At 69.0% G+C, this 9256-nt stretch carries 10 protein-coding genes; all 10 read right to left on the reverse strand.

The window, feature by feature from the left end:
* Nucleotides 1-77: 77 nt before the first annotated feature.
* The gene (locus tag HY703_01785; protein MBI4543908.1) at nucleotides 78-389 is read right to left on the reverse strand and encodes a cell division protein ZapA; all 312 of its coding nucleotides are present in this window, start codon (nucleotides 387-389) and stop codon (nucleotides 78-80) included.
* Nucleotides 386-691 (reverse strand): hypothetical protein, encoded by a 306-nt coding sequence (locus HY703_01790; protein ID MBI4543909.1) that lies wholly within the window; start codon nucleotides 689-691, stop codon nucleotides 386-388. The genes HY703_01785 and HY703_01790 overlap by 4 nt, the downstream gene beginning before the upstream one ends.
* Nucleotides 692-732: 41 nt before the next feature.
* Complete coding sequence (locus HY703_01795; GenBank protein ID MBI4543910.1) at nucleotides 733-3228, reverse strand: phenylalanine--tRNA ligase subunit beta; 2496 nt, start codon at nucleotides 3226-3228, stop codon at nucleotides 733-735.
* 4 nt (nucleotides 3229-3232) lie between these two features.
* Nucleotides 3233-4261, reverse strand: coding sequence for a phenylalanine--tRNA ligase subunit alpha (pheS, locus tag HY703_01800; protein ID MBI4543911.1), 1029 nt, complete (start codon nucleotides 4259-4261; stop codon nucleotides 3233-3235).
* A 29-nt stretch (nucleotides 4262-4290) separates the two neighbouring features.
* On the reverse strand, nucleotides 4291-4974 hold the full coding sequence (locus tag HY703_01805) for a TrkA family potassium uptake protein (protein ID MBI4543912.1): 684 nt from the start codon (nucleotides 4972-4974) through the stop codon (nucleotides 4291-4293).
* Between the two features lie 6 nt (nucleotides 4975-4980).
* Nucleotides 4981-5337: a 50S ribosomal protein L20 gene (gene rplT / locus HY703_01810; GenBank protein ID MBI4543913.1), complete on the reverse strand. Its 357-nt coding sequence runs from the start codon at nucleotides 5335-5337 to the stop codon at nucleotides 4981-4983.
* Between the two features lie 4 nt (nucleotides 5338-5341).
* Nucleotides 5342-5536: a 50S ribosomal protein L35 gene (rpmI, locus tag HY703_01815; protein ID MBI4543914.1), complete on the reverse strand. Its 195-nt coding sequence runs from the start codon at nucleotides 5534-5536 to the stop codon at nucleotides 5342-5344.
* A gap of 22 nt (nucleotides 5537-5558) precedes the next feature.
* The gene (locus HY703_01820; protein MBI4543915.1) at nucleotides 5559-6104 is read right to left on the reverse strand and encodes a translation initiation factor IF-3; all 546 of its coding nucleotides are present in this window, start codon (nucleotides 6102-6104) and stop codon (nucleotides 5559-5561) included.
* 183 nt (nucleotides 6105-6287) lie between these two features.
* The gene (gene thrS, locus HY703_01825; GenBank protein MBI4543916.1) at nucleotides 6288-8225 is read right to left on the reverse strand and encodes a threonine--tRNA ligase; all 1938 of its coding nucleotides are present in this window, start codon (nucleotides 8223-8225) and stop codon (nucleotides 6288-6290) included.
* Between the two features lie 344 nt (nucleotides 8226-8569).
* On the reverse strand, nucleotides 8570-9256 hold a 687-nt coding region (gene groEL, locus HY703_01830), incomplete at its 5' end, for a chaperonin GroEL (protein ID MBI4543917.1).

Here is a 9256-nt window from a genome sequence, read left to right on the forward strand (position 1 = left end):
AAGTTCTTACGCGCTACGGCCTTAGCCGCCGGCCTGGCGGGCTGCTGCCCAGCGCCGGAACGGGAAAGTAGAGGGCCTTACGGAGGGGGCGCAAGGTCCAGTGCGGCCTCGACCTCCTCAGCCAATCGGCCGGCCAGGCGGGCGACCTCTCGGCGCAGCGCGTCCGCCTGGGCCCGCGCCTGGAAGAGCTGATCGGTGAGTGAAAGGGCGGCAAGGATGGCGGCTTTCTGGGCTTCGATCAGGGTGACCTGGCGATGGATCTCGGCCAGCGTCTGGTCGAGGTAGGCAGCGCACTCGCGGGTGTACTCGGGTGGCGCATCAGATCGAAGCTTGTACTCCTCACCCGCGATCTCGACGGTGACAACGCTCCTGGCATCGCCGGAGCTCACGGTCCCTCCTGGAGCTGCAGGCGACTGAGGATGCGGCGGATGCTGCCGCGCGCCTGCTCGAGGCGACTACGCAGGGCGCCGTTTTCTTGCTCGAGCGCCTCGACACGTTGGGCAAGGGCGAGCGGGTCGAGACCGCCGCTGGCTACGTCGCGGAGCGCCGATTCGAGCTCATGGATGCGTTGCTCAGCGGCCTGCGCGCGGCTTTGCCAGCTGTCGACGGCCTCCAGCAGCCGGCGGACCGCCAGCTCGAGGCGGTCCCACTCAGGCGGCGTGGCGGATCCGCGACTAGTGCTCGAGTTCATAAGTACGGTGCGGAATGCCGCCGTATTTGTGAATTCGACCACTAGGTCCGAGGTTCGACACCGAGCCGCTCCTTCAAGCGCTGCAGTACTCTGCCGACAACCTGATCGGCCTCGGCGTCCGTCAGCGTTCGGTCCGCCGCGCGGAAGCGGAGCCGGTAGGCAATGCTCCGTGTGCCGACAGGCAGAGGGGCCCCCCGGTACACATCGAAGGGAGCCAGGTGTTCAAGCAGGCTACTGGCGGCCTCGCGGATGGTCGCTTCCACGGCCGCGGCGGTGAGCTGGTCTGGCATGACCAACGCCAGGTCACGTTCGGTCGCAGGGAAGGCGGGGATCGGCCGGAACGCGGGTGTCCGTGGCGGCAGCGGTGGATACGGCAGCAGGAACTCGAGCCCCCAGACCCGGCCCGCCCAGGCCGGCGCGTGCAGCAGGGTCCGTTCCACTGGCCCACCCCGCCCGAGCAGAGCGGCAGCCTCGCCCCACACGCCAAAGGTGAGCCCTGGAGTGAACACGCCAGGCTCGAGGAGGGGATCCGCGCCCCGCAGCCCGGTCCGGCCGGCCGCGGCGCCGGGAATGCCCGGCTCCGGCCGCACCGCAGCCGCGCCGAGCTGGAGCAGATCTGCCATTTCCGCCAGTAGGGCCTTGAGGTCCCAGACATCGAGCTCGGGAACCGGCTCGCTCCAGTGCGGAGGCAACCTGGACCCCGTGAAGACGGCGGCAACTCGCGTCGACTCACGTGGCGGCTCGTCCACGGGGCCGGGGGCGAAGACCGTGCCGATCTCGAACAGCCGGACATGGCGGGCGCCGCGGCTGAAGTTGTACTCGAGATGGCGCAGCAGGGCCGGGAGCAGCGCCCGCCGCAACCGGCTCTCCGAGGAGGACAGGGGATTCAGCAGCGCCACGTCGCCATCCTCGGCCGGCGCCAACGCCGCGCTGCGGGCCTCGAGGAAGCCGCGTGCGACGAAGTGGCTGCGCAGCCGATCCTCGAGGGCGAAGAGCGGATCCTCCGGCACGGCACTCGGTCGGGCCGGCTCGAGCCGGTCCGGGAACCGCTCGTAGCCGTGGCGTCGCGCCACCTCCTCGATCAGATCCACTTCCCGCCACACGTCGTACCAGCGGTGCCCGGGCACCCGCACCCGCAACTCATGGCCCGTCCGCTCGACGACCGCGAAGCCCAACGGCTCCAGATAGGAAGCTACACTGTCGGCATCGAATGGGCTGCCCAGGACATGCGACACCCGGGACGGCCGCAGGGTGAGGAGCGGCGCCGTTCTTGGTTGCGGGTAGAGGTCCGCCGCCGCCGGATCCGTCGCGCCGCCGGCCACGGCGCTGATGAGCGCCACGGCCCGGCGGAGCGCTCGCTCGAGGCCCTCCGGGTCCACACCGCGCTCGAACCGGTAACTCGCCTCCGTGGGCAGCCCCAGGGCGCGTCGGGCGATGCGCACCGTGCGCGGGTCAAAGAGCGCGCACTCGAGGAAGAGATCCCGCGTCTGCGCGGTCACTTCACTGTCGAGCCCTCCCATCACGCCTGCCACGGCGACCGGCCGGTCAGCGTCGGCGATCACCAGCATGTCCTCGGAGAGAACGTGACGCTCGGCATCCAGCGTTATGAGGGTTTCCCCCGCAGCGGCGCGTCGGATCACTACCTCCGGGCCGGCCAGCCGCGCCAGGTCGAAGGCGTGGAGCGGCTGGCCCAGCTCATAGAGCACGTAGTTGGTTGCATCCACAACGTTGTTGATGGGGCGGAGTCCCACGGCCCGGAGCCGCGAGGCGAGCCATTCGGGCGCCGGCGCGATCGTGACGCCCCGCACGACCGCGCCCAGGTAGCGGGGGCAACCCGCGGGGTCCTCGAGGCGGACAGTAACACCGCCGAGAGCTACGCTATCGACGGCGCGAACCAGATCCGGCACGTACGCTGCGCCGCGTGGTCCGGCGCCGTCTCCGGCGGCGGCCGTCCCGGGGACCTCGGGCAGGGTGAGCCCGGCCTCGCCCCGCGCCGCCAGCTCGCGGGCAACCCCGTAATGGCAGAGCAGGTCCGGGCGGTTCGCCGTCACATCCACCACCAGCCGGACATCGTCCAACCCGAGCGCGGGCACCAGCGGCTCGCCGGGGTTGAAGCGGCCGTGCAGCTCCATGATGCCCTGGTGGTCGCGGCCGAGCCCCAGTTCCCGCTCACTGCATAGCATTCCCTGGCTTTCCTGGCCGCGGATGCGCGTTTTTTTCAGCTCGATGCCGCTGGGCAAAACCGCGCCCACCGGCGCGAAGGGGTAATATGCGCCTTCACGGACGTTGGGCGCTCCGCACACCACCTGCAGCAACGGCCCGCTGCCGACCTCGACGTCGCACAGGGAAAGGCGGTCGGCCGCCGGATGCTTCCGCACCGTCTGGACGCGGGCGATCACGATATCGCGCAGCGGCTCGCCCAGGGGCAGCAGCTCGTCCACCGGCGCCCCGTATCCGGCCAGCCGATCGGCGAGTGCGGCGGGCGGATCGGTCAGGTCCGGGGCCAGCGCCTGCAGCCAGCGGTAGCTCAGATTCATCCGTTCAGGCGAACTGCTGGAGGAAGCGTACGTCCGACTCGTAAAAGAGTCGGATGTCCGGGATCCCGTAGCGCAGCATGGCCACGCGGGCGGGACCCATGCCGAAGGCAAAGCCGGTATACCGCTCGGCGTCGTAACCAACGTTCTCGAAGACTGTGGGGTCGACCATGCCGGCCCCCATGATCTCGAGCCAGCCCGTCCCCTTGCACGCCCTGCACCCCGCCCCCCCGCAGATGAGGCAACTCACGTCGACCTCGGCACTCGGCTCAGTGAACGGGAAGAAGGACGGGCGCAGCCGCAGCGCGGTGTGGGGGCCGAAGAGGCGTCGGGCGAATTCGGCCAGCGTGGCCTTCAGCTCCACGAAGGTGATGCCCTCGTCCACGGCCAGACCCTCGATCTGCTCGAAGGCCGGCGCGTGCGAAGCGTCAAACGGGTCGCGCCGATAACACATTCCCGGCACGACCACGCGGATGGGCGGCCGGAACGCCTGCATGGTCCGGATCTGGACGGGCGAGGTGTGACTGCGCAGCAGGATTCCGGGAGCGAGATAAAACGTGTCGTGCTCGTCCGCCGCGGGGTGATCGAGCGGCGTGTTCAGGGCGGTGAAGTTGTACCAGGTGGTCTCGGCCTCCGGGCCGCGGACTCGGGTGAAGCCCAGGGAGCGGAAGACGTGGCAGATCTCGTCAATCACCAGGGTCACCGGGTGCCGGGCGCCCGCCCAGATCGCGCGGCCTGGCAGGGTCAGATCTTCTGCCGGCTGCTCGGCGGGCTGCGCCGCGGCGAACTCGGCGGCGCGGCCATCCAGGAGCTGGCCGAGCGCGGCCTTCACCCGGTTGGCGGCAGCGCCCACGACCGGCCGCTCGTCGGCCGGGATTCCGGCCAGCTCGCGCATCAGGGCGGTGAGCCGCCCCTCCTTCCGGCCGAGAAAGCCGACGCGCACGGCCTCGAGTGCCGCCAGGTTGGCCGCCTGCGCCACGGCTCTGCGCGCCTCTGCCTCGAGCGCCTCGAGCTCCTGAATCCACGGCGATGCCATGAGTCTCCTGAAACCAGATCCGGTGGCGCCTACGGCTGCGCCTGCTGGAAGCGCAAGAGATCCGGGTTGCGGCCCGCGACCAGCAGCAGGTCGAACGGCCCGATGATGGTCTCCGCCGCCGGCGAGACGATGGCCTGTGTGACCGGCGCATCCGCGCCGCTGCGCCGCCGCACCGCGACGACGGTCACGCCGAAGCGGCCCCGTACCTGGGCGGCGGCGAGCGAGCGGCCAGCCAGCGCAGCAGGCGCCCGCATCTCGAGCAGCGAGCCGTCGCCCCCCAGATCCAGCGCCAGCGGCGCCGCCGGCCCGGCCGCGACCTGTCGTGCGATCCGCTCCCCCATATCCTGCTCGGGAAAGAGGATCTGCTCGGCCCCCAGGCGGGCAAGGATGCGGCCCTGCTGCTGCGAGTTGATCCTGGCAATGATACGCTGAACGCCCTGCTCCCTCAGCGCCAGCGTGCAGAGAATGGAGGCCGTCAGGTCGCCAATGGTATTGAAGACCAGCGGGTAACGCTCGATGTGCAGGGCGGCGAGCGCCGCGCGCTCGGTGGCATCCGCCTGCACCGCTTCCGCGACATGCGGCCCCACGGCTTCCACTTCCGGCAGGCGGCTGTCAACCGCCAGCACGCGGTATCCCATGGCCGCCAGCGTCCGGGCAATGGCCGAGCCAAACCGCCCCAGCCCGATGACCGCGTAGGCCGCCTTGTCCGTCAAACCCGCTCAGCCGAGCTGCGCCTTCGCCTGGCGCACCAGCTCGCTAAAGGCGGCGCGGTCCCGAACCGCCAGGTCCGCCAGCGCTTTCCGATTCACCTCGATCCCGGCCTGTTTCAGCCCGCTCATGAAGCGTGAGTAGCTCAGGTCATGCTCACGGGCCGCCGCGTTGATCCGCGTGATCCACAGGCGCCGAAACTGACGCTTGCGCTGCTTCCGGTCCCGATACGAGTACTGCCACCCCCGCTCGACCGCATTCTTGGCAATGCGCCAGAGCTTGGAACGTGCGCCCCAGTACCCCTTCGCCGCCTTGAGATAGCGCTTCTTCTTGCGGTGCCGGGCCACCGCCGACGTCGTGCGTGCCATGGCCTCAACCTCCCAGCAGCCGCTTGAGCCGCTTGGCATCGGCCTGCGAAACCAGCTCCGGCCCGCGCAGATGCCGCTTCCGCTTGGCCGACTTCTTGGTCAGAATGTGGCTCTTCATGGCCTGCCGGCGCTTCAGCTTGCCACTCGCCGTCTTCTTGAAGCGCTTGGCCACGCCTTTGTTGGTCTTCATCTTGGGCATCCTCGCCTCCCTCTCGCTCCCGCTACTTGCTCGCCCGCGGCGCCAAGATCATGGTCATGGTCCGGCCCTCCATCGCCGCATCACCCTCGACCCGCCCCAGATCATCGAGCGCCTCCGCCACTCGCCCCAGCACCTCGCGGCCCAGCTCCGGACGCGCCATCTGCCGGCCACGAAACATCATGGTGGCCTTCACCTTGTTCCCCTCCTCGAGAAAGCGCCGCGCATGACGGATCTTGAACTCGAAATCGTGCACCTCGATCCCTGGCCGGAACTTCACCTCTTTGATCTGGATCTGGTGCTGCTTCTTCTTCGCCTGCCGCGCCTTGCGCGCCTGCTCGTACTTGAATTTCCCGTAGTCCATGATGCGGACCACCGGGGGCCTCGCGGTCGGCGCTACTTCGACCAGGTCCAATCCGTCCTCTTCGGCTACGGAGAGCGCCTGCTCGACCGGCATGATCCCCATCTGCGTGCCGTCCGCAGCGATCACCCGGACCGGGCTGATCCGGATCTGCCGGTTGACACGGACTCTTTTGTCGTTGGTTATGACGCTCCCTCCCGTGGCGGACAAAGAAAACGGACCCGATCCGACGGGTCCTTTCCAATGACGAAAACGCCGCCGGCACGCGCCCCGACGGAGTCTCCGCTCTGGTCTAAACCCGGCGGCACCGCTTACGCGGACCGAAGGGTGGGGAGGCGGAGCCTCCCACTTCCCGGTTCTGGGGCCAAAAGTTAGGCGCGGTGCCCCCGCATGTCAAGGGAGCGCGCGGGTTTCCGCCTCGCGCCGGAGCCGCGCCAGGAACTCCGGCCGGGGCAAGACTTCCTGCTTCTCCGCGGCGCCGCGGCGCCGCACGGCGACGGTCCCCGCCTCGGCTTCGCGGCGCCCCACCACGGCCAGGTAGGGGATCTTCTGCGTCTCGCCCTCACGGATGCGGTAGGCCAGCGTCTCGGCACGGCCGTCCAGCGTGGCGCGCAACCCTGCGTGCTGCAGCTCACGGGTGAGAGCGGCGGCGCTCTCCGCCCACTCGTCCGTAATCGGGAGGACGCGCACCTGCTCGGGCGCGAGCCAGAGTGGGAACGCGCCGGCAAAGTGCTCGATCAGGATAGCAATGAAGCGCTCGAACGAGCCGAAGATGGCGCGGTGAATCAGCACCGGCCGGTGCTCCCGGTTGTCCTCGCCCACGTAGCTCAGATCAAATCGCTCGGGCGCCGCGTAGTCGAGCTGGATGGTACCGAGTTGCCAGATCCGGCCCAGCGAGTCGGCCACATCGAAGTCGATCTTGGGGCCGTAAAAGGCGCCGTCCCCAGGCTTCAGCTCGTAGGGCAAGCCGGTGGCCTGCAGCGCCGCCTGGAGCGCGGCCTCGGCCCGGTCCCACATGGCGTCATCGCCAATGCGCACCTCCGGACGGGTGGCGAACTTGACAATGTATGACAGGCCGAGGGTGCCGTAGAAATACTGGATCAGCTCGACCAGGCGCTGGACCTCCTCATTGATCTGCTCCTCGGCCAGATAGATGTGGGCATCGTCCTGCTGCAACTGGCGCACACGGACCAGGCCCGCGAGCGCCCCCGTGACCTCGTTGCGGTGCAGCACGTCCTGCGTGGCGTAGCGGATCGGCAGCTCGCGATAGCTGCGCCGCCGGGCGGAGTACAGCAGGTGGTGCGAGGGGCAGTTCATGGGCTTGAGCGACATGTCGTGCTCACCCGTCTCGCTGTCCAGGACGAGGAACATGTTCTCCCGGTACTTCCCCCAATGACCCGACATCTCCCACAGCGCCTTGTTGTAGAGCAGCGGCGTCTTCACGTCCTGGTAGCCGTTGCGCGCCAGCACGCTGCGCATCCACTCCTCTAACTGGCGGAAGATCGTAGTGCCGCGATCCGTCCAGAAAGCCGCACCGGGAGCGTAGGGGTGGAAAAGGAACAGGTCGAGGTCGCGGCCCAGCCGACGGTGATCGCGTCGCTTGGCCTCCTCCAGCCGGTGGAGGTGCGCCGCAAGGTCCTTTTCCGTGAACCATGCCGTGCCATAAATGCGCTGCAGCATCTGCCGCCGGGGATCGCCCCGCCAGTAGGCACCGGCCGTGTTGAGCAGCTTGAAGTGGCGGACGCTGCCGGTGGAGGGCACATGCGGGCCGCGGCAGAGGTCGAGGACGGGGCCGTTCCGGTAGACCGAAATCACCTCGTCATCGCCCAGCTCCTCGAGACGCTCCAGCTTGAGGGGATCCGCGGCAAAAAGCTCCCGCGCCTCTTCCCTGGAGACCTGGCGGCGCTCGAACGAGTCGTCGCGGCGCACCACCTCCCGCATCTCCGCCTCGATCCGCTCCAGCTCCTCGGGTGTGAAGGGCGTGGCCACCTCGAAATCGTAGTAGAAGCCGTGCTCGATGGGCGGGCCGAAGCCGATGCGGGCCTCCGGGCGCACCTGCCGCACCGCCGTGGCCAGAATGTGGGCGGCCGAGTGGCGGAGCACTTCCAGCGCCTCGGGGTCGCGCTCCGTTAGGATCTCGAGGCGCGCGTCCCGCTCGAGCGGCCGCGTCAGGTCGACGACGTCACCGTTCAGCTTCGCGGCGAGCGCCGGGCGCGCCAGCCCCGGGCCAATCCGCCCGGCGACCTCGCGGGGCGTCACGCCGCGCGGCAGCTCGAGGACCGAACCGTCGGGGAGCGTGATCTGGATGGTGTCTGCCGCCCTCTGCGCCATGGGCTCTCGAATCAGGGAAGGCCAGCGTCTGCGCGTAAGTTAGATGCAGGCGCGAGAAAGGAAAACCCCGTGCGGCGCGAGCCGGGAGGGCGTCCAGTTCGTTCGCGTTACTTCAGGGGAATGGCGGGAAGACGCTTCAGAGTACGAGTGGCGGGGTCGAGGGTGATGCCGACCGACTCGAGCGCCGTGACTCCGAGAATCGGCTCCGCCCCAATGGGTGCAACACTCACCGGTGTCGGCACGCGGCCACGCTAAGCTCTCCGGACCCGGCCGGCAAGCAAAAGGCAGGAGAAGGGGGAACCCCCGCCCCTGCCTTGCCCTCGCCCTGTGCCGTGCAGCGCCGCCTAGTACATCCCGCCCATGCCGCCGCCGGGCATAGGCGGCGTCTTCTCCTCCTCTGGCTTCTCCACCACTACGGCCTCCGTAGTGAGGAGCAGGCCGGCGATGGATGCTGCGTTCTGCAGCGCGGTCCGCGTCACCTTGGTGGGGTCGATCACCCCCGCCTCGACCAGGTCCTCGTACGTGTCGGTCTGGGCGTTGTAGCCGAAACTGGCGTTGCTGTTCTCGCGCACGCGCTCGACCACGATCGAGCCCTCGGCGCCCGCGTTCTCCGCGATCTGCCGGATCGGCTCCTCGAGGGCGCGCAGCACGATGTGCACGCCGACCTGCTCGTCCGAGTCCTCGACCTTGAAGTCCTTAATCTTCTGCTGGACGCGGATAAAGGCGACGCCGCCGCCCGGCACAATGCCTTCCTCGACCGCGGCGCGCGTGGCGTGCAGCGCGTCCTCGACGCGGGCCTTCTTCTCCTTCATCTCCGTCTCGGTGGCCGCGCCCACATTGATGACCGCGACGCCGCCCGCCAGCTTGGCCAGCCGCTCCTGCAGCTTCTCGCGGTCGTAGTCCGAGGTGGACTTGTCAATGGCCACACGGATCTCCTGGATCCGGCCCTGGATCTTCTCCGTCTCGCCCGCGCCATCCACCAGCGTCGTGTTATCCTTGTCCACGACAATGCGCTTGGCCCGGCCCAGATC

Source organism: Gemmatimonadota bacterium (assembly GCA_016209965.1).
GTDB lineage: Bacteria > Gemmatimonadota > Gemmatimonadetes > Longimicrobiales > RSA9 > JACQVE01.

Bases quoted from the DNA above. Each gene is read 5' to 3' on its own strand.
- rplT (MBI4543913.1), bottom strand. From the start codon at position 5,337: ATGGCACGCACGACGTCGGCGGTGGCCCGGCACCGCAAGAAGAAGCGC.
- pheS (MBI4543911.1), bottom strand. From the start codon at position 4,261: ATGGCATCGCCGTGGATTCAGGAGCTCGAGGCGCTCGAGGCAGAGGCG.
- thrS (MBI4543916.1), bottom strand. From the start codon at position 8,225: ATGGCGCAGAGGGCGGCAGACACCATCCAGATCACGCTCCCCGACGGT.
- HY703_01790 (MBI4543909.1), bottom strand. From the start codon at position 691: ATGAACTCGAGCACTAGTCGCGGATCCGCCACGCCGCCTGAGTGGGAC.
- rpmI (MBI4543914.1), bottom strand. From the start codon at position 5,536: ATGCCCAAGATGAAGACCAACAAAGGCGTGGCCAAGCGCTTCAAGAAG.
- HY703_01795 (MBI4543910.1), bottom strand. From the start codon at position 3,228: ATGAATCTGAGCTACCGCTGGCTGCAGGCGCTGGCCCCGGACCTGACC.